The organism is Cellulomonas fimi (genome assembly GCF_012952065.1).
Classification (GTDB): Bacteria; Actinomycetota; Actinomycetes; order Actinomycetales; family Cellulomonadaceae; genus Pengzhenrongella; species Pengzhenrongella fimi_A.
On the sequence record NZ_JABCJJ010000010.1, the window covers coordinates 46,557 to 64,073 of the forward strand.

A 17,517-nucleotide genomic window follows, 5' to 3' on the forward strand; every position below is an offset into this window, starting at 1 on the left:
GCGGCGGGCCCATCGGAACCCACTCGCCGTTCGCAGTGAGGACGTGGCCGTTCGCCACGTCCCCGGGCCGGTACTGCCGTGCTTCCGTCATCGGACGCCGCCTCAGGTATCGAAATGGGTACGTCCGTCTATCGGCAGCGCGAGCCCGGTGTGGAGGAGATGTGGCGGCGGCTCAGGAGTCGGAGGCCACCCCGTCCCACACCTGCGCGTCCTGCAGGCGGCGCCGTGCGGCCTCTCCACCGATGCGCTCGATCTCCGCCCGTGGCCCGACGACGACCAGGAGCGCGCGTGCCCGGGACATCCCCGTGTAGAGCATCTGGCGTGCCCGCTCCGCCTCGCGGACGCCGTTGACCGCGAGCACGACGACGGTCCGTTCGAGCCCCTTGAACCCGAGCACGTGCCCGTAGAACACGTCGCCGCCAGCGAGGAAGACGTCCCAGTACGCCGAGTGCCCGCCGAGGTCGACGGCGTTCCGTTGCTCGGGGTGCCTGGGCCCTGTGGTGAGCAGCGCGATCTGGCCCGGCTCCCACCCCTCGTCGAGCAGTGCGTCCACCACGTCGTCCGCCACTCCGACCGCGTGGTCCGGGGCCACGTCGACGACCCGGACGGCGCTCCCGGACAGCCCTCGCGACCTCACCATCTCCTGCCCGAAGGCTCCGAACAGCTGGGCGATCTGCTTCGTCGAGCGCAGGTTCACGTCGAGCCGGTATGGCGGCAGGTCGATCGGGACCGAGCCGTCTCGCGCGAAGATGCGCTGTGACTCGTCCATGAACACGAAAAGCCCGCCGCCGTCGCGGTTCCGCAGGCAGCGGACCAGCGACGGCCACCAGAGCTCGCCGAAGTCCTGCGCCTCGTCGACGACGACCGAGTCGAACAGGTCCGCCGGAGGTCGCTGCGCCGCGAGCTCTGCGAGCTGGAGCGGCAGCCGGCGCTCCCAATAGTCCGAGTCGTCGTCGGCGCCCGGTTCGGCACCCCAGCGGAGCGGGAGGTCGTGGAACAGGCCCACGTACGCCGGTCGGTCTCGGGCGGGCCACGCCGACGTGACCCGTTCGAGGTAGCGGCCGAGCCCGCGCGAGTAGCAGAGCAGCGCCACCCGCTCGCCGACCCGGGTCCGGCGTCGGGCCTGCTCCAGCGCGAGCCACGTCTTGCCGCTCCCCGCACCGCCGATGATCCTCAGTCGGTGGAAGCTGCGGAGGCCGTCGAGGACGCGCGCCTGGTCACGGGTCATCTGCTCGAGGCGGTCCTCGTGCTGGGCGGCGAGCGCGAGCAGCTCCACGTGGGGCGTGAACGCGCCGGCGAGGAGCTGCACGAGCGCGTCGACGTCGTCGTCGCTCGGCACCATCGTGCCGACGCCGTGGTCGTCGATGGCGCGCTTCACCTTGCCCGCGAGGCGCGCCAGCTCCCCGCGATCGACGACGACGCCGCGCGGCGCCTCTGCGATCTCCCAGTCGCCGGGGACGTACGTGTGCGGGAAGACGACGAGGTGCGCGATGCGCGCGCGACGGACGTCGAGGCCGTGTCGCGCCAGCAGGTGCGTCAGCGTGTGACGCGCGTGCTGGATCTGACCGACCGGGTCGATGCGGTGCCTCGCGTCGCCGCTGCCCTGGTACCAGGAGCCGACGTCGCGGGTGATGTGGCCGCCCTTGACCTCGAGCGCCGCCAGCCCGACGCCGGGCCACGCCACGAGGGCGTCGATCTCCCGCTCGTCGGAGCCGTCGAGGAGGCGCAGGCCCGCGAAGAGGACGGCGTCGTCGGGGAGCTGATCGCGGAGCGCCTCCCATACCGTGCGTTCGGCGCCGCCGTCCTGAGGGAAGTCGGGGGTGTCCGGGTAGAGGCGCGGCATGGTGCCATGTGTAGCGGAGCCCGGGCCCGGGTGGCGGGCCCGAGGGGCGTCCGGGGCCGATTCACCGACCCAGCCCGTCGCGCCGGTCGAGGATCGCGTCGTAGGTCTCCTCATCGAGCAGCCCGTCCCGAAGCGCCACGGCCACCGTCTCGCCCCACTCCCCCTCATCGCCCGTGGTGCAGTCGTACCCGTCGGTCGCCACCCACGGCCGGTACTCCCAGCGCGACAGCTCGTCGATCAGCTGCCCGCGGCTGAGGTCGCCGGCGGCGTAGCGCTGGGCGATCTCGTAGGGCCCCGCGCCGGAGAACCCGGGCCGCGGCTCGGGGAGCCCGGACGCGGTCTTGAGTGCGCTGGAGATCGTCGGCTGACTGACCCCGAGGTTCCGCGCGAGCTCGACCTGAGTCAGCGACCCGGCGAGCCGGCGCAGCTCGCGCAGGTAGTCCAGCCGGGACACCACGTTGCGGCTGCGCGCCCGTCGGGCAACAGCCACGGCCTCACGGGCGTCGATCGCCACCGGCCTCACCTCCGCGGCTCTATAGAGAAGTCTATAGCGGTTGTCGGTGAACCTCCTAGTCGCCCGAGCGGCCACATCGCTGATGGCGGCGGCGGCGGCCTGGTAATCGCGGGCAGGGGGCGATGCACCCGTCCGGTCGGTGGCTTCTCCACTCGGAGCCACCGGGCTGTCGGCGACGCCACTCCTCGGCGATCTCGCGCGATCGTTCTGCCACGCGAAGACCCGCCGCCGCCAGCGCTCCACTGTCGGCCTGAGCCTGCCCGGCGATCCGGCCCCCCGCACCTTGGCCTCGATGGGCTGCAGCGCGCCGATCGCGCGCGCGCCCCCCGCTCTCATCCAGTCGAGCTGGTGTTCCTTGTTGACGAACTTGCGACCGCGCTGCGCCTGCGAGCCGCACTGACACTCCATGCTGCGAACGGCGACTGTACGTTGAACGGTGTGGCAGAACCGGCCGCTGGACCCGGTCTACCCGGTCGTGTTCATCGACGCGATCCACGTCAAGGTCCGTGACGGGCAGGTCGCCAACCGGCCGATCTACGTCGCGCTGGCCGTGACCGTCGACGGCAACCGCGACATCCTCGCCCTGTGGGCCGGTGACGCCCGCGCTGTCGGCGCCGGTGAGGACCAGCAGCTTGAGACGGGCTGAGCCGCGATGCGCTGGCGTGCGGTGCTCCGGTCAGGCCAGCGAGAGGAAGAGTTTCTCCAGCTTCTGCACATCGAGGGTGTTCTGGCCGTCGGACTCGAGCAGGCACTGCTTCATGCCCGAGGCGATGATGGCGAACCCGGCGCGGTCGAGGGCCTTGGAGACGGCGGAGAGCTGGGTGACGACGTCCTCACAGTCCCGGCCCTCCTCAACCATGCGCACGACGCCGGCGAGCTGGCCCTGGGCGCGCTTGAGCCGGTTGACGACCTTGCCCATCTCGCTGGGGTCGAGCTCCATGACCGTGCCTCCCTCGTGCTGGTTCAGCCAACTTACCCCGCCGGGTATCGACCCAGGTCGTGCCCGCGGTGTGGTTGTCGTCATGCCCGCTGGAGGGTGGACAGGGCCGTGCGCAGCCGGCCGGCAGCCTCGTCGGCCACGGCGCCGAGCTGGTCGTTGTGGGTGACCCCGACCATGATCTGCGGGTCGAGGGCCTCGACGACGGTGCGGTGCGGGCCGGCGGAGCGCACGACGACGTTGCAGGGCAGGAGCAGTCCGATGGACTCCTCGGCCTGCAGGGCGCGATAGGCCAGGGGTGGGTTGCAGGCGCCGAGGATGACCTGCGGGGGGATGTCGACGTCAAGCTTGTACTTCAGTGTCGTGGCCATGTCGATCTCGGTCAGGATGCCGAAGCCCTGCTCGGCCAGCGCGTCGCGGACCGCGGTGACGGTCTGGTCGAACGGCTGGTCGACGGTGGTGGTGATGCTGTAGGTCATGGTTGCTCTCCGTTTCTCGGGTCGGACCTGACCGATGTCAGGCGGACTGCTTTTCCTGCTCCGCGAGCTGCACGCGGACCTGGTCCATGTCCAGGTCGCGCACGGCCGCGATGACCTGTTCGAGCGCCGCCGGGGGCAGCGCACCCGGCTGGGCGAAGACGCCGATACCGTCGCGGAAGGCCATCAGCGTCGGGATGGAGGTGATCGCTGCCTGGGCGGAAAGGGACTGCTCGGCCTCGGTGTCAACCTCGGCGAACACGATGTCGTCGTGGGCCTGGGAGGCCCGCTCGTAGACGGGGGCGAACATCCGGCACGGGCCGCACCAGGACGCCCACCAGTCGACCAGGACGATCCCGTCCCGGTGGATGGTTTCCATGAAGGTGTGGGCGGTGAGGTTGACGGTAGCCACGTGGCGAACTCCCTTGCTTGGTCTCCGCAGAATACCCTCCAGGGTATACACCACTCGTGGGACGCCGATATTCCGGCGCGGGCGCCAGCACCGGCGCGGGTCAGCTGGCGCAGCTGGCGTCGGTCTGGGTGAGGCGCTGGAGAAGCCCGAACCCCACCGCGGCGAGGGCTGCGGCGGCCATGGACGGCTGGTGCGGCGCCGCCTGGAGGAACCAGGCGGCCGCCAGGACCGTCATCGCCGCCATGGCCGCGCACGGGGAGCACCCGAGGGCCGGTCGGCGGCCCTTCCCGGGGCCGGGCAGGTAGGTCGCCAGCGTCGCGGCCGCAGCGACCGCCACGAGGGCGACGAGCACGGTCCACGGCGCAGCGGCGGGGAAGCCGCCGCCCGCGGCGACCAGCACGGCGAAGAGCGCGGGCGTGAGCACCGCCGTGGCGGTGACGCGGCGGCGGGGCCAGCGCCCGCCGCCGAGCCGGCCTGCCGCGGCGGAACCGACAAGGACTCGCGACGCCGGTCCGGGGGCCCGCTCGCCGGCTGCGGTCGGGCCGGTGGCTGAAGGCGGCGTGCCGGCGGCCGGTCCGGTGCTGGTCCCGGCCGGGGCCAGCAGGATGTCGAGACCGTCACGGCCGCCCTCGAGGTAGGCCCGCCAGGCCGCGCCGGTGGTCCCTGCGCCTGCCTGCCCGACCCAACGGGCGCGCACCGCCCTGATCGGGTCGTCCGGGTCGGCTCCCGGCTCGGCTGCGGTGAGCGCGCGTCGGGCCTGGGCCAGGGCGGCGATGGCGCCCTCGTGGTACTTCGCCGTGGAGCACGCCGAGCCGTCGCGGGAGAGCGTGCACAGGGACTGGTTTTCGGCCGTCGCGGTCAGTCGGGTCATCGCCTCGCGCTGGAGCGCCTCCGCCCGGGCGGCGTGGGCGGGCCCGGTGTCGGTCGTCGGTCTGCAAGGCGCGGTCACTGGCAGGTGCACCGCTGGGCCGGGTCGAGACCGGACAGGACGGCGTCGACGTGCAGGCCGCAGCCGGTCCAGGTTGTCTTGGCGCAGGTGGTGCAACGTGCGGGACTGCACATGGGTCATCTCCGGGGGGTGATCGCGTGTGTCGGGGCTCGTCGGTAGGGACGTGCTCAGCGGCGGACGGCGCCGCCGGCGCGCTGCCATGCGCCCATGCCGCCGGCGATGCTGGCGGCGTCGAGGCCGAGGTCGCGCAGCCGCTTCGCGGCGGTGCGCGAGCGCATGCCGCTCGCGCACACGACCACGACGGGGCCCTCCTTGGGTAGGCGCTGCGGGGCCTTGTCGAGCTGGGCGAGGGGGAGGTGGACGGCCTGGGGGGCGTGCCCGGTGCGCCACTCGTGGCGCTCGCGCACGTCGAGCAGGGCGGCCCCGTCACGGACCAGCTCGACCGCGCGCGCCGCGCTGACCGTCGAACCGAGATGCCCGTCATTCGCGCCGCGGCTGAACAGGGCACGCAGCCGGGTCACAAGGGTGGTGGTCGTCATGGGTGAACTCCTTTCAGCTGATACGATACCCCCAGGGGTATCATGGTGTCATGTGGGGGCGCCGCGGGCCGCGACTTCACGGGTCCTTGCCGGGATAGGGAATGCGGTCGGCGGATGGCACGTTGCAAGCTCTCGAAACCTATACCCCGAGGGGTATCGTCGCTTCAGGAAGGAAGGTCCATGGCTGAGGTCTCCATCGACCAGTTCGCGGCCGCGAAGGCCGACGGCGCGTTTGTCATCGACGTGCGCGAGCCGTTCGAGTACGTGCAGGGTCACGTCCCCGGTGCCGAACTGCTCCCGCTGAGCGAGGTCGCGGAGCGGACCGCCGCTCTGCCGACGAACCAGCCCGTATACGTCATCTGCGCCAGCGGTAACCGCAGCCTTCGCGCCACCGACTACCTGCGCGGTGCGGGTTACGACGCCTACTCGGTCCGCGGCGGAACCGAGGGCTGGATCAGCGCCGGCAACACAGTCGCGACCGGCCCGCACGCCGCAGCGTGACCGCCACCTCACCCCACCTGAAAGGACCACCTTGATGGCCACCACGATCATCTCCATCGAGACCCCGTCGCTGGGCGACCGCAGCTACCTCGTCCACGACGGCGAGGTCGCCTTCGCCGTCGACCCCCAGCGCGACATCGACCGCGTCCTCGACGCCGCCGACAAGGCGGGCGTGCGGATCACGCACGTCTTCGAGACTCACATCCACAACGACTACGTCACCGGCGGCTACGCCCTGGCGCAGCAGACCGGCGCGCGCTACTACGTCAACGCCGAGGACGAGGTCTCCTTCGAGCGCACCCAGATCCGCGACGGCCAGGTCGTCGAGGTCAGCCCCACCCTGCGGGTGCGCGCCATGCACACCCCCGGACACACCTTCACCCACCTGTCCTACGTGCTCGAGGGCACCCAGCCCGCGGTCTTCTCCGGCGGCTCACTGCTGTTCGGCTCCACCGGGCGACCGGACCTGCTCGGCGAGGCCCACACGCACGCCCTGGCCCGTCACCAGTACAGCTCCGCCCGCAGGCTGGCGGCCGAGCTGAGCGAGGACACCAAGGTCATGCCGACCCACGGGTTCGGCAGCTTCTGCGCCGCCACCTCCGCGGGCGGCGACACCACCGCCTCCACGATCGGCCAGGAGCGGCTGATCAACCCGGTGCTGAGCCAGGACGAGGAGGACTACGTCGCCGATGTCCTCGCCGGCCTGGACGCCTATCCCGCCTACTACGTGCACATGGGCTCGGCCAACGCCGCCGGCCCCACCGCCTCCGACCTCTCCGAGCCCGAGCGGGCCGACAAGGACCAGCTCCGCCGCCGGCTCGAGGCCGGGGAGTGGCTGGTGGACCTGCGCACCCGGACCGCCTTCGCCGCCGGCCACGTGCCGGGCACGTTCAACTTCGGCCTGGACGGTCAGTTCGCGACCTACCTGGGCTGGCTGATCCCCTGGGGCACCCCGGTCACGCTGCTGGGCGAGAGCCTGGAGCAGGTCGCCGAGGCCCAGCGCGAGCTGACCCGGATCGGCATCGACCGCCCCGCCGCGGCCGCGACCGGCCGCCCGGAGGAGTGGACCGACGCCCCGCTCGCCACCTTGGCGTCCGCGAGCTTCGCCGACCTCGCCCAGGTCCGCCACCACCGGCCCGTCACCGTCCTGGACGTGCGCCGGGTCAGCGAGTGGCGCGAGGCCCACATCGACGGTGCGGTGCACATCCCGATCCACGACATCGTCAAGCGCATGGACGAGGTGCCCGAGGGGGAGGTCTGGGTGCACTGCGCGTCCGGCTACCGTGCCTCCATCTCCGCCTCACTCGTCGCGGCCACCGGCCGCCGCGTGGTCGTGGTCGACGACAGCTTCGACCGCTCCGCGCAGGCCGCCGGGCTGCCCATCGTCACCGAGGCAACCCCGGCCTCCGCCTGACCGTCCGCCGCCCTCGACCCTGGCGAAGGACCCAGTTGTGCTTGCCCTGACGCTGCCGATCGGCCTCGTCGTCGGCATCACCCTCGGCGCCCTCGGCGGCGGCGGATCCATCCTGACCGTCCCGGCCCTGGTCTACCTCCTCGGCCTCGACCCCCGGTCCGCGACGACCGGATCGCTCATCATCGTCGGCATCACGACCCTGATCGGCATGCTGCCGCACCTGCGGGCCGGCCGGATCCGCCTGGGTCAGGGCGCCGTCTTCGGCCTCCTCGGCGTCGGCGGCGCCTTCGCCGGCTCACTGCTGTCGACCTCGGTGCCCCCGAACGTCCTGCTCGCCGCGTTCGCGGCTCTCATGCTCGTCGTCGCGGCCGTGATGACCCGGCGCCGCCGCGCCGCGGCCCGCAACGAGACCGCCGGCCGCAGCCAGGTCGAGGCCCGGACCACCCCCATGGTCTCCCTGCGCCCGTTCTGCTGCGACTGCCGCGCGGTCGGCGTGCTGCTCCTGACGGCCACCGCCGTCGGGCTGCTGACCGGGTTCTTCGGGGTCGGCGGCGGCTTCGTCGTCGTCCCGGCCCTGGTGCTCGCACTGCGCCTGCCCATGCCGGTCGCCGTCGGCACCTCCCTGGTGGTCATCACCGTCAACAGCGCCAGTGCGCTGCTCTCCCGGCTCGGCCAGGACGTGACCCTGGACTGGGGCGTGATCGCCTCCTTCACCGCCGCCGCGGTGCTCGGCTCCCTCCTAGGCGCGCGGATCACCACCCGCGTGAAACCCGCCCGGCTCAGCCTGGCGTTCACCGTCCTGCTCGTCCTCGTCGCGCTCTACACTGCCGCCCAAAGCCTCGCCCCGCTCCTTTGACCGGCAAACGACCCAAGGACCATTACATGGCCCTTCCCACAGCCCTGGCACCCCGCACGTCCCTGCCCCGTCCGTGGGGCGGCGCCGAGAAGCGCTCGCTCGCCGGCATGGCCACGGTCGTGCTGCTGCTCAACCTCGTCGGCTGGGGCGTGCTGCTCCTGGCCGTGGCCCCGCAGGACCTGCGGGTGGGCAGCGCCGGGGTGTTCGGCGTCGGCGTGGGCGTGACCGCCTTCCTCCTCGGCGTGCGGCACGCCTTCGACGCCGACCACATCGCTGCCATCGACAACACCACCCGCAAGCTCGTGGCCGAGTCCCGGCCCGCGCTCAGCGTCGGGTTCTGGTTCGCCCTCGGCCACTCCAGCGTCGTCTTCGGGCTGTCACTGCTCCTCGCCCTGGGGCTGCGGGTCGTCGTCGGCCCCGTCGCGGACTCCGGCTCGGCCCTGCAGCAGACTCTCGGCACGGTGGGCTCCATCGTGGCCGGCACCTTCCTCATCCTCATCGGCCTGCTCAACCTCGGGTCCGTCGCCGGGATCGTGAAGATCTTCCGCGAGATGCGCGGCGCACCCCTGGACGAGGCCGAGCTCGAACGACACCTGAACAACCGGGGCCTGCTCGCCCGTCTGCTGAACCGGTTCACCCGCCGGGGTGCCAAGCCCTGGCACATGTACCTCGTGGGGCTGCTCATGGGCCTCGGCTTCGACACCGCGACCCAGGTCGCACTGCTCGTCCTGGCCGGCGGCACCGCCGCGCTGACCCTGCCCTGGTACGCGATCCTCGTGCTCCCCGTGCTCTTCGCCGCCGGGATGAGCCTGTTCGACGCCGCCGACGGCATCCTGATGGCCCGCGCCTACCGATGGGCCTTCCTGGCCCCGGTACGCAAGGTCTACTACAGCCTCACCGTCACGGCCCTGTCCGTCATCGCCGCCCTCGGCATCGGCGCCACCGTGCTCCTCCAGCTCCTCGCCGAGCACCTCCAGCCAACCGGCGGGCTTCTCGGCTGGATCGCCGGGCTCGACCTGGGCAACGTCGGCTACGCCTTCGTCGCCCTCTTCATCGGCACGTGGCTGATCAGCCTCGCCATCTGGCGCCTGGGCCGGGTCGAACAGCGCTGGCGCACGGCCGACGGATTGGGCACGGGACGGTCGACCCGGTCTCCTTGATGTCGTCTTGATGTTCGCCGAACGATCCCTTCATCCGCGTGAGCGACCGTTGTTCCGAAGTTGGAAAACACTCACGGAAGGACACGAAGATGATGGGTTGGGGTTGGGGAATGGGCGCCGGTGGCTGGATCGCCATGGTGATCTTCTGGGTAGCGGTACTCGCGCTGATCGTCTGGGCGGTCATGCGGGTGTTCCCGGCCGGTGGTGCCCGAGGCTCCGCGCCGCGGGTCGAGACCCCGCAGGAGATCCTGGACCGGCGGTTCGCTGCCGGTGAGATCGACTCCGAGACCTACCGCGCCATGCGCGTCGCGCTGGACTCCGGCCGGGTGGATCGGGAGCTGTCATGAGGCACCGGATCTCACAGTTCCTGGTGCCCGCCGTGGCCCTGGCCGGTGCCCTTGGCTCGGGCGCCTGGCTGGTAACCCAGGAGACCCCAGCCTGGGCGTCGCCGATCCCATGGGCCACGTTCAGTGCTCAGGACGGCGAGAACTGGACCGGCCCGGGCCCGGAGATGATGGGCGCCGCCGGGACCGGGATGATGGGCGGCAGCAACGGCACCGGGATGGGCGGCAACGGCACCGGCACCGAGATGACGAGTGCCGTCGAGACCGGGATGATGGGCGGCAGCAACGGCACCGGGATGATGGGCACCGACGGCACGGGGATGATCGGCACCGACGGCACGGGAATGATGGGCTGGGTCGGCGGCAACGGCGGCCCGGTGGCTGACCTGGATGGCGCCCGTGAACAGGCCGCCGACTTCGCCCGGTCCCTGGGCGGTGATCTCCGTGTCGGTGAGGTGATGCGGTTCTCTAACCACTACTACGCCCAGATCCTGGACCCCGGGGGGTCGAGGGTCACCGAGGTGCTGGTGGATCCCGGCACCGGCGGCGTCCAGATGGAGCTTGGTCCCGCCATGATGTGGAACTCCCGCTACGGGATGGCCGCCGCCGGTTTCGGCACGCCGGAGGTATCCGCCGAGGAGGCCCTTGCCGCGGCGCAGCGCGCACTGAGCGGGGACGGGACCACCGTGGGGCCCGCGGAGGAGTTCCCGGGCTACTACACCCTGCACAGGCTCCAGGACGGCGAGGTCGCCGGCATGGTGTCGGTCAACGCGGTCACCGGCGCGGTGTGGTCCCACGGCTGGCACGGCCGCTTCGTGGAGATGTCGGAGGCTGGGTGAGCCTCGGTGCCGGTGCGGGGCAGCCCCCGACCCGCGGCGGCGCTGAGGCGACACGGCCGCGGGTCCTCGTCGTGGAGGACGAGCCCGCGATCGCGCGGGTGGTCGCCGGCTACCTCGAACGGGAGGGCTTCGAGGTAGCCGTCGCTGGCGAGGGGCAGGCGGCGCTGGACCTCGCGCGGGCCCGTGAGCCGGATGTCGTCGTGCTGGACCTGATGCTCCCGGGCATCGACGGGCTGGAGGTGTGCCGGCGGCTGCGGACGTTCTCCGACGCCTACGTCATCATGCTGACCGCCCGCACCGAGGAGCTCGACCGGGTGGTCGGGCTCTCCACCGGGGCGGACGACTACGTCACGAAACCCTTCTCGGCGCCGGAGCTGGTGGCCCGGGTGCGCGCGATGCTCCGCCGCCCACGCGCCGGCACGGCCAAGGATCAGCCGGTGCGGCGGGTCGGGGACCTCACCATCGACCCGGCCACGCGTGAGGTCTTCCGCGGCGGTCGGCGCGTGGAGCTCACGCGTACCGAGTTCGACCTGCTCGACGTCCTCTCCGAGCGTCCGGGGCACGTGCTCGGCCGGGACCAGCTCTTCGAACAGGTCTGGGGTGGGCAGTGGTTCGGCGACCGCCACGTCGTGGACGTCCACGTAGCGAACCTGCGGCGCAAGCTCGGCGACGACGCCCAGTCCCCCCGCTACATCCGCACGGTACGCGGCTTCGGATACGGGATGGGAGCCGGCAGATGAGCCCGCCCCGCCGACCCGTGGGCCTCGGGCCGCGCCTATTCCTGGCGCAGGGCCTCGTCGTCGTCGCGGGTGCGCTGACCCTCCTGGGCGTCACCCTGATGCTCGCCCCGGGGCTGTTCCAGGAGCACCTGAGCCAGCTCCCCGAACCGGTTGGCGCCGCCTCTGAGGAGCACATCGTCGCGGCCTTCCTCGGGGCCACGGGCACCTCCCTCGCGGTGGCCGTGGTCGCTTCCTTGGTCACCGTGCTGGCCGTGAGCTGGTTCGTGACACGGCGGGTCGTCCGACCGGTCCAGGCCATGGCCGGTGCGGCAGACCGCATCGCCGCGGGGGACTACACCGCCCGGGTGAGCATCAGGGGCACCGGCCCGGAGCTGGAGGCCCTGGGCAACGCCCTGGACCAGACGGCGCACGACCTCGCCGTCACCGAACGCACCCGTGCTGAGATGCTGCGCGACGTCGCGCACGAGCTACGGACACCGCTGACGGCGCTGCGCGGATACATCGACGCGCTCTCCGACGGCGTGCTGGTGCTCGACCCCGACGCGGTCCGCACGCTGCACGCGCAGCTGGCACGCGTCGAGCGACTCGTGGACGACCTCGCCACCGTCTCCCGCGCCGAGGAGCGCCGGCTCGACCTGCACCTACGAGCCATGGCACCCGCGCAGCTGGTGGATGCCGCCGCGGAGGCTGCCCGGCCGGCGTACGCCAGGTCCGGGGTGAGCCTGCTGACCGACGTGACCGCGGGCCTGCCCGCCGTGCGCGTGGACCCGGACCGGATCCAGGAGGTGCTCGCCAACCTGCTCGACAATGCGCTCCGGCACACCCCGGCACCCGGCGTCGTCACGCTCACGGCCCGAGACGGCCAGGGAGTGGTCGAGCTCGCGGTGGTGGACACCGGCGAGGGCCTGGCCCCCGAGCACCTGCGACGCGTCTTCGAGCGCTTCTACCGCGTCGACCCCGGCCGCTCGCGCCAGCGCGGCGGCAGCGGCATCGGCCTGACCATCGCACGGGCCCTGACCCAGGCCCACGGCGGACACATCAGGGCCACCAGCGACGGCCCCGATCAAGGAGCTACCTTCACCGTCACTCTCCCGACGACACCGCCTTGAGATCCCCAGGCAGCCTCAGAACGCAGTTCTTCCTTGACGACGTTGGCAGGCGTCCCAGTACGCCGAGTGCCCACCGATGTCGACTGTGTTCCGCTGTGCTACAGCGCTCGGTACGCCTACAGCATCGGTGCGTGCACGAAGATCCTCATTCACCCGCGCGGGGGCCCGCGGAGGCCGCGGCTCGGGTGGCGGGCCCGAGAGCGTCCGGGGCCGATTCACCCCGATCGGCGGTAGCTCATCCCCGTTCCGAGTGGTGAGCTGCCCAGATGGACTCCGCGTTGGAAGCCGCGCTCCGCGTGCAGATCATGGACTGGGTGCGGGAACGCGCGGAGGCCAACGGCGGCTTCCTGCACCGCCAGGAGCTCCTCGGCTTCCGGATCGCGGACCGCGACCTGCCGATCATCGACTACTCGCGTGGGATCAGGAACCCGCAGGGCTTCTCCTCGACGCTCTCGATCGTGGCCTCGGCCTCCGGCCCGTACGACGACGTGGAGAAGCGCGACGACGGGCTCCTGCACTACGCCTACCGCGACGGCGACCCGTTCCGCGGAGACAACCGCAAGATGCGCGCCGCGATCGAGACCGGGCAGCCGCTCATCCTGTTCCGTAAGGAGGTCGCCAACTACTACACGCCCGTCATGCCGGTGTACGTGGTCGACGACTACCCGGAGGAGCGGACCTTTGTGGTCGCGCTCGACGAGGCGTTCCGGTACATGGGTGACGTCCGTGACCTGTCGGAGCCGCAGCGGGAGTACGCCCGACGCCTCGCCAAGCAGCGGCTCCACCAGCCCGCCTTCCGGACGCGCGTTCTCCTGGCCTACGAGACGCGCTGCGCCGTCTGCTCGCTCCGCCACGGCTCGCTGCTCGACGCGGCCCACATCGTCCCGGACGGCGACCCGCTCGGGACGCCGACGACGCCGAACGGCCTCGCCCTGTGCAAGATCCACCACGCCGCCTACGACCACGACATGCTCGGCGTGACGCCGGACTACGAGGTGCGGATCGACCTCGAGGTGCTCGAGGAGATCGACGGGCCGATGCTCGAGCACGGCATCCAGGCGATGCACGGCAGGCGGCTCGAGCTGCCGAGAAAGCCCGCGGACCGACCGAGCCGTGACCTGCTGGCGTGGCGCTGGGAGCGGTTCACCGCGGGGGCTCGTGAGGTCAGATGACCCCGAGCCACAACCCGTCCCGTGCCCGCGTCATCGCGACGTAGAGCTCCCGGCGCAGCAGTTTGCCACCGATCGCGGCCCGCACCTTCGAAGTGATCTGCACTCAGCCTGCAGGCATGGACGCTGGCCCAGGGATCCGCGCCGATCAGCCGCGGTGGCCGTCGTGGGCGGCGTCGATGTGGTCGCGGTGCTCGACCGTGGCGTGCCCACATCCCTCGCGGTGCTCGTGCTCGGCCGCGGTGTGGGGCACCGGGTCGGCGGACGTCGTGCTCATGGGCGCTTCTCCTGAACGTGACGGATGGCGTCGCGCGCGATGTGCGCGACGTGGTCATCGGCCAGCTGGTAGCACACCTCCCAGCCGCGGCGACTCGAGGTGACCAGCCCGGCGCCGCGCAGCCCGGCCACGGGCCTCCACCCCGACCTCGACCTCATCAACACATGAGCCGTATCAACACATGAGCCGTGCTTCATGTATAGGTGCAGGTCGCGTGGTGACCGCTCAGGCCAGGGCCGGCCGGCCACCTCGCTGGTGGTCAGCACGCGGCGCAGACGCCGTAGACGTCCGTGCGCCGGCCCTGCACCGTGAAACCCGCCGGATACGCCAGCGAGCCGGCGGCGGCGTCGAGCTGGGGGGGCGCCAGATCCTCGATGCGCCCGCAGCTGAGGCAGATGAGGTGCTGGTGGGGGCCATCGGCGCACCGGCGGAAGGCGACCTCGTTCCTGCGGGGAAAGGTGTGGACGACGCCGGCCTCGGCCAGCGCCCCGAGGGTGCGGTAGACGGTGCTCAGACCCACCCGGTGACCGGCATCCCGCAGCAGCGCGTGCAGCTCCAGTGCGGTGGGCGTGCCCGTGCGATCGATGAGGTCCGTCACGATGATGCGGCGCTGGGTCGTCGGGCGCAGGCCAGCCCGGCGCAGCAGGCCTGCTACCTCGCCCATCCTGAGTTCCACCACCCCACCACAATTGACAACCGTTATCGGTATCAATACCGTCAGACTCGTTCCTCATCACGTCTTGTCTGGAGTCCCCATGCGCCGTTGGCTGCCCCCGCTTGCCGTGCTGTCCGTACTTCTCGCCGGATGCGGCACGACGGAGCAGTCGGACGACGCCGGCGCCGTCGAGCCCGCCGGGGGCCGGGGTGAGCCCGTCCAGGTGGTGGCGTCCACCGACGTCTACGGCAGCATCGCCTCGTTCGTGGGCGGCGACCTTGTCCAGGTCACCTCGTTCATCAGCGACTCCGGCGCGGACCCGCTCGAGTACGAGTCCACCCCGGCGGATGCGGTCGCCGTGAGGCAGGCGCAGGTCGTGATCTACAACGGCAGCGGCTACGACCAGTTCATGCCGCAGCTGATCGAGGGCGCCGGCGGCATCGCGTCGATCGTCAACGTCTCAGAGCTGTCCGACCTGTCGTCGGCCGCAGAGGCTGCCGGCGAGGAATCCAACGAGCACTTCTGGTACGACCTGGAGACCGTCCAGGACCTGGCCGTGACGCTGGCCGCCGAGCTCGGCGAGGCCGTTCCCGACGAGGTGGAGACGTTCGAGGCCAATGCCGCCGAGTTCAACGCGCAGCTCGACGGGCTCCGGGATCAGCTGGCCCAGATCTCCGCGGAGAACGGGGGCACCCGGATCGCCGTCACCGAGCCGCTGGCCAACAACCTGCTCCAGGACGCCGGCTTGGAGAACCTCGCGCCCGCGGAGTTCCAGCAGGCCATCGAGGAGGGCACGGACCCGTCCGCAGCGGTTCTCCAGCAGATGCTCACGTTGTTCGATGACGATCCGGTCGCGGCACTGGTCCTCAACACCCAGACCCAGAGCGCCGTGACCGACCAGGTCCGGCAGGCTGCCGAGGCAGCCGGCGTGCCGGTCGTGCAGATGAGCGAGACGCTGACCGCACCGGAATACGTCGCGTGGATGAGCGGGCAGATCGACGCGCTGACGGCGGCGCTGGATGCCTAGCGCCCTGCCTCCGGACGGTCGGTTGCTCGGCCCGGCCGGCACGGCCGGCGAGCCCGACGGGGACGTGCCGCGCGAGGTCCCCGCCATACGTCTGCGGGACGCGCGGATGAGCTTCGGCGACCGACTGCTGTGGGACAACCTCGACCTCGACGTCGCGGCCGGTGAGTTCGTCGCTGTGCTCGGCCCCAACGGTTCTGGGAAGACGACCCTGCTGAAGGTCCTGCTCGGACTGCTGCCGCTGTCCGCCGGCTCGCTGCTGATCGACGGCGAGCCGGCGCGTCGGGGCAGCCCCCGGATCGGCTACATCCCCCAGCAGACCTCCGCCGACCCCGAGCTGGCGCTGCGCGGCCGCGACCTGGTCGGGTTCGGCTGGGACGGGCACCGGATGGGCATGTCGTTCAGGCGACGTGCAGTGCGGCGACGGCGCGTCCACGCGGCACTGGCCGCGGTCGAGGCAACGGACTACGCCGACGTGGCGGTCGGGCGTCTGTCGGGAGGCGAGTTGCAGCGGCTCCGCGTGGCGCAGGCCCTGGTCGGCGATCCGGCGGTGCTGCTGTGCGACGAGCCGTTCCTGGGACTGGACCTGGCCCACCAGCGAACGATCAGCCGACTGATCGACGACCGGCGCCGGACGACGAGCTCCGCAGTGGTCTTCGTCACGCACGAGATCAACCCCGTGCTCCACCTGGTCGACCGGGTCGTGTACCTCGTGAACGGGCGGTTCCGCATCGGGACTCCCGCCGAGGTCATGACCTCCGAGGTCCTCTCTGACCTCTACGGCACCGACGTCGACGTGGTCACCGTCCGGGGCCGGCTGGTGGTGGTCGGCGCCGAGGACGACGCGGTGCCACGCCCCGGGCACGCGGTGCACCACGTCCCCGATCGGGCGGTCCGGTGAGCTACCTGGACAGGATCATCAACTTCGAGGGAGTAGGGACCCTGCTCCAGCTGCCCTTCGTGCAGAACGCCCTGCTCGCAGCCGCCATACTCGGGTTGATCGCCGGCCTGCTGGCACCGCTCATCGTCGCGCGCGGGATGGCCTTCGCCGTGCACGGCACCAGTGAGCTGGCGTTCACCGGTGGGGCCGCGGCGCTCCTGCTGGGCATCGACGTCAGCTCCGGAGCGATAGGCGGGGCCGTGGCCGCCTCCCTGCTGTTCGGGATGCTCGGCAAGCGCCAGCGCGAGCGGGACTCGGTGATCGGTGTCGTGCTGGCCTTCGGGCTCGGCCTGGGAGTGCTGATGCTTGCGCTCTACGAGGGCCGATCGGCCAACCGGTTCGGTCTGCTCACCGGTTCGATCGTGTCCATCGACTCCACCAACCTGCTGGTGCTCGCCGTGACCGCAGCACTGGTGATCGGGACACTGTGCGTGACCTACCGGCCACTGCTGTTCTCCAGCGCCGACCCGAGCGTCGCAGCGGCCCACGGTGTACCCGTTCGGGTACTCGGCCCGGTGTTCGCTGTGCTCATCGGCCTGACGACCGCCTTGGCCGTCCCTGTGGTCGGCGCCATCCTGGTGCTCGCCGTCCTGGTCACGCCAGGAGCCGCAGCCGCCCAGGTCACGTCGTCGCCGTTCAAGGCCACCATGATGGCGATACTGATCGCGGAGGCCGGGCTGGTCGGCGGCACCCTGCTCTCGCTCGGGCCTGGGCTCCCGGTCTCCGGGTACGCCACCACCGTGATCTTCCTCGCCTACGTAGGCTGCCGGCTCGTGGCCCGCTTCCGTCGCAGGATGTCGTCCGACGCATAGACGTCAC

Annotated in this window: 22 protein-coding genes and 1 pseudogene; 13 read left to right on the plus strand and 10 right to left on the minus strand. The window is 71.5% G+C overall.

All coding sequences use genetic code 11. The features are described from left to right. Positions 1-172: 172 nt before the first annotated feature. Together HIR71_RS08380 and HIR71_RS08385 are read right to left on the minus strand one after the other, a co-directional pair. Positions 173-1,843, minus strand: a complete 1,671-nt coding sequence (locus tag HIR71_RS08380; protein ID WP_169324608.1) for an NERD domain-containing protein — start codon at positions 1,841-1,843, stop codon at positions 173-175. A 61-nt stretch (positions 1,844-1,904) separates the two neighbouring features. Continuing rightward, positions 1,905-2,357: a helix-turn-helix domain-containing protein gene (locus tag HIR71_RS08385; protein WP_169324609.1), complete on the minus strand. Its 453-nt coding sequence runs from the start codon at positions 2,355-2,357 to the stop codon at positions 1,905-1,907. Positions 2,358-2,796: 439 nt separating this feature from the next. Between HIR71_RS08385 and HIR71_RS08390 the strand changes: the two are divergent. After that, positions 2,797-2,952: pseudogene (locus HIR71_RS08390) on the plus strand (transposase); the annotation flags it as partial. An 81-nt stretch (positions 2,953-3,033) separates the two neighbouring features. Here HIR71_RS08390 and HIR71_RS08395 read toward each other — a convergent pair. From HIR71_RS08395 to HIR71_RS08415, 5 genes are all read right to left on the minus strand, one after another. Then, positions 3,034-3,297, minus strand: coding sequence for a metal-sensitive transcriptional regulator (locus HIR71_RS08395; RefSeq protein ID WP_169324610.1), 264 nt, complete (start codon positions 3,295-3,297; stop codon positions 3,034-3,036). 80 nt (positions 3,298-3,377) lie between these two features. Beyond that, positions 3,378-3,773: a DUF302 domain-containing protein gene (locus HIR71_RS08400; RefSeq protein WP_169324611.1), complete on the minus strand. Its 396-nt coding sequence runs from the start codon at positions 3,771-3,773 to the stop codon at positions 3,378-3,380. A 37-nt stretch (positions 3,774-3,810) separates the two neighbouring features. Then, a complete protein-coding gene (locus HIR71_RS08405; protein ID WP_169324612.1) occupies positions 3,811-4,182 on the minus strand; it encodes a thioredoxin family protein in 372 nt (123 codons plus the stop codon). Between the two features lie 100 nt (positions 4,183-4,282). Further along, the gene (locus HIR71_RS08410; RefSeq protein WP_169324613.1) at positions 4,283-5,053 is read right to left on the minus strand and encodes a hypothetical protein; all 771 of its coding nucleotides are present in this window, start codon (positions 5,051-5,053) and stop codon (positions 4,283-4,285) included. A gap of 245 nt (positions 5,054-5,298) precedes the next feature. Continuing rightward, complete coding sequence (locus HIR71_RS08415; protein WP_169324614.1) at positions 5,299-5,670, minus strand: rhodanese-like domain-containing protein; 372 nt, start codon at positions 5,668-5,670, stop codon at positions 5,299-5,301. Between the two features lie 180 nt (positions 5,671-5,850). Between HIR71_RS08415 and HIR71_RS08420 the strand changes: the two genes are divergently transcribed. The 9 genes from HIR71_RS08420 (at position 5,851) to HIR71_RS08460 (ending at position 13,805) form a co-directional block, all read left to right on the plus strand. After that, positions 5,851-6,171 carry a rhodanese-like domain-containing protein gene (locus tag HIR71_RS08420; RefSeq protein ID WP_169324615.1) on the plus strand — a complete coding sequence of 107 codons (321 nt, stop codon included), beginning with the start codon at positions 5,851-5,853 and terminating at the stop codon, positions 6,169-6,171. Positions 6,172-6,205: 34 nt separating this feature from the next. Further along, positions 6,206-7,585 carry an MBL fold metallo-hydrolase gene (locus HIR71_RS08425; protein WP_169324616.1) on the plus strand — a complete coding sequence of 460 codons (1,380 nt, stop codon included), beginning with the start codon at positions 6,206-6,208 and terminating at the stop codon, positions 7,583-7,585. 37 nt (positions 7,586-7,622) lie between these two features. Further along, entirely contained in the window at positions 7,623-8,441 is an 819-nt protein-coding gene (locus HIR71_RS08430; protein WP_169324617.1) for a sulfite exporter TauE/SafE family protein, read from the plus strand. Between the two features lie 26 nt (positions 8,442-8,467). Then, positions 8,468-9,601 (plus strand): Nickel transporter NicT, encoded by a 1,134-nt coding sequence (nicT, locus tag HIR71_RS08435; RefSeq protein WP_169324618.1) that lies wholly within the window; start codon positions 8,468-8,470, stop codon positions 9,599-9,601. An 89-nt stretch (positions 9,602-9,690) separates the two neighbouring features. Continuing rightward, entirely contained in the window at positions 9,691-9,948 is a 258-nt protein-coding gene (locus HIR71_RS08440; protein ID WP_211373953.1) for an SHOCT domain-containing protein, read from the plus strand. Next, positions 9,945-10,784, plus strand: a complete 840-nt coding sequence (locus HIR71_RS16425; protein WP_211373954.1) for a PepSY domain-containing protein — start codon at positions 9,945-9,947, stop codon at positions 10,782-10,784. Before HIR71_RS08440 ends, HIR71_RS16425 begins: the two co-directional genes overlap by 4 nt. After that, positions 10,781-11,524: a response regulator transcription factor gene (locus HIR71_RS08450; RefSeq protein ID WP_169324619.1), complete on the plus strand. Its 744-nt coding sequence runs from the start codon at positions 10,781-10,783 to the stop codon at positions 11,522-11,524. The genes HIR71_RS16425 and HIR71_RS08450 overlap by 4 nt, the downstream gene beginning before the upstream one ends. After that, positions 11,521-12,633: a sensor histidine kinase gene (locus HIR71_RS08455; protein ID WP_169324620.1), complete on the plus strand. Its 1,113-nt coding sequence runs from the start codon at positions 11,521-11,523 to the stop codon at positions 12,631-12,633. The genes HIR71_RS08450 and HIR71_RS08455 overlap by 4 nt, the downstream gene beginning before the upstream one ends. Before the next feature lie 266 nt (positions 12,634-12,899). Then, entirely contained in the window at positions 12,900-13,805 is a 906-nt protein-coding gene (locus HIR71_RS08460) for an HNH endonuclease (protein ID WP_211373955.1), read from the plus strand. A 145-nt stretch (positions 13,806-13,950) separates the two neighbouring features. On the opposite strand, the gene HIR71_RS08465 is transcribed toward HIR71_RS08460, so the two are convergent. The 3 genes from HIR71_RS08465 to HIR71_RS08470 all read right to left on the minus strand — a co-directional run bounded on the left by HIR71_RS08465 (position 13,951) and on the right by HIR71_RS08470 (position 14,743). Further along, positions 13,951-14,079 carry a zinc transporter permease gene (locus tag HIR71_RS08465; protein ID WP_169324621.1) on the minus strand — a complete coding sequence of 43 codons (129 nt, stop codon included), beginning with the start codon at positions 14,077-14,079 and terminating at the stop codon, positions 13,951-13,953. After that, the gene (locus HIR71_RS17175; RefSeq protein WP_282959262.1) at positions 14,076-14,210 is read right to left on the minus strand and encodes a hypothetical protein; all 135 of its coding nucleotides are present in this window, start codon (positions 14,208-14,210) and stop codon (positions 14,076-14,078) included. The genes HIR71_RS08465 and HIR71_RS17175 overlap by 4 nt, the downstream gene beginning before the upstream one ends. Before the next feature lie 128 nt (positions 14,211-14,338). After that, a complete protein-coding gene (locus HIR71_RS08470; protein ID WP_169324622.1) occupies positions 14,339-14,743 on the minus strand; it encodes a Fur family transcriptional regulator in 405 nt (134 codons plus the stop codon). Between the two features lie 91 nt (positions 14,744-14,834). Between HIR71_RS08470 and HIR71_RS08475 the strand changes: the two genes are divergently transcribed. The 3 genes from HIR71_RS08475 (at position 14,835) to HIR71_RS08485 (ending at position 17,510) form a co-directional block, all read left to right on the plus strand. After that, the gene (locus tag HIR71_RS08475; RefSeq protein ID WP_169324623.1) at positions 14,835-15,761 is read left to right on the plus strand and encodes a metal ABC transporter solute-binding protein, Zn/Mn family; all 927 of its coding nucleotides are present in this window, start codon (positions 14,835-14,837) and stop codon (positions 15,759-15,761) included. 106 nt (positions 15,762-15,867) lie between these two features. Then, positions 15,868-16,659, plus strand: a complete 792-nt coding sequence (locus HIR71_RS08480; RefSeq protein ID WP_249051705.1) for a metal ABC transporter ATP-binding protein — start codon at positions 15,868-15,870, stop codon at positions 16,657-16,659. Then, entirely contained in the window at positions 16,656-17,510 is an 855-nt protein-coding gene (locus HIR71_RS08485) for a metal ABC transporter permease (protein WP_311836184.1), read from the plus strand. The genes HIR71_RS08480 and HIR71_RS08485 overlap by 4 nt, the downstream gene beginning before the upstream one ends. Positions 17,511-17,517 lie beyond the last annotated feature (7 nt).